General features: G+C 67.9%; 1 protein-coding gene. It reads right to left on the reverse strand.

What is annotated here, in order from left to right; translation table 11 throughout:
• Nucleotides 1-49: 49 nt before the first annotated feature.
• Entirely contained in the window at nucleotides 50-493 is a 444-nt protein-coding gene (locus tag ABGA94_RS16640; RefSeq protein ID WP_065179246.1) for a DUF2147 domain-containing protein, read from the reverse strand.
• Between the last annotated feature and the right edge of the window lie 177 nt (nucleotides 494-670).

A 670-nucleotide genomic window follows, 5' to 3' on the forward strand; every position in this document is an offset into this window, starting at 1 on the left:
ACGTGACCCGGCCGGGGCCGGGTCACGGGTTGACGGAGGTGCGGGGCGCTTATTCGCGCTGCCAGGTCTGCGCGCGGCAGATGAAGGCGATGCAGCCGGACACGTCCAGCCGGGTGCCGCCGGGCTGCAGTTCCATCTTCGACTTGTAGGTCTTGCCGTTGGCCGGGTCGAGGATGGTGCCGCCGGACCACTTGTTGGCGCCGTCGGCCTTCAGGTTCCAGAGGATGGTCATGCCCTTCACCGGCTTGTTCCTGTTGGCGCCTTCACAGCCGTCACAGACCGGGTTCGGGCCCTTGTCCGAGTGCAGGATGTCGACCACCTTGCCGGTCAGCGTGCCGTTGGGGGCCTGGGTGATCTCGACGATCGACTTCACCTTGCCGGTCTTGTCGTCGATGGTCTTCCAGCGGCCGGCGGCGCCGTCGGCGGCCTGCGCCGAGAGTGCGGCCAGGCACATCGGCAATGCCAGCAGCAGGGTCTTGAAGGTCTTGCGCATGGTCCCCTCCCAGGGTTCATTCCGGCACGGTGCCGGCATGGGTCGACTGTATACCCATTCGGCGGAGTATGGGGAAGGGGGCGTTGCAGGGTTGCGCCCTGCACCCGCGGTAGTGCCGGCCGCTGGCCGGCAACCTCAACGGCGGGATTCCGTGGGATGGCGGGGCGGTGTGGGTGG

It is taken from the genome of Stenotrophomonas sp. 3diitr2024, assembly GCF_042136455.1.
Classification (GTDB): domain Bacteria; phylum Pseudomonadota; class Gammaproteobacteria; order Xanthomonadales; family Xanthomonadaceae; genus Stenotrophomonas; species Stenotrophomonas sepilia.

Bases quoted from the DNA above. Each gene is read 5' to 3' on its own strand.
- ABGA94_RS16640 (WP_065179246.1), bottom strand. From the start codon at position 493: ATGCGCAAGACCTTCAAGACCCTGCTGCTGGCATTGCCGATGTGCCTG.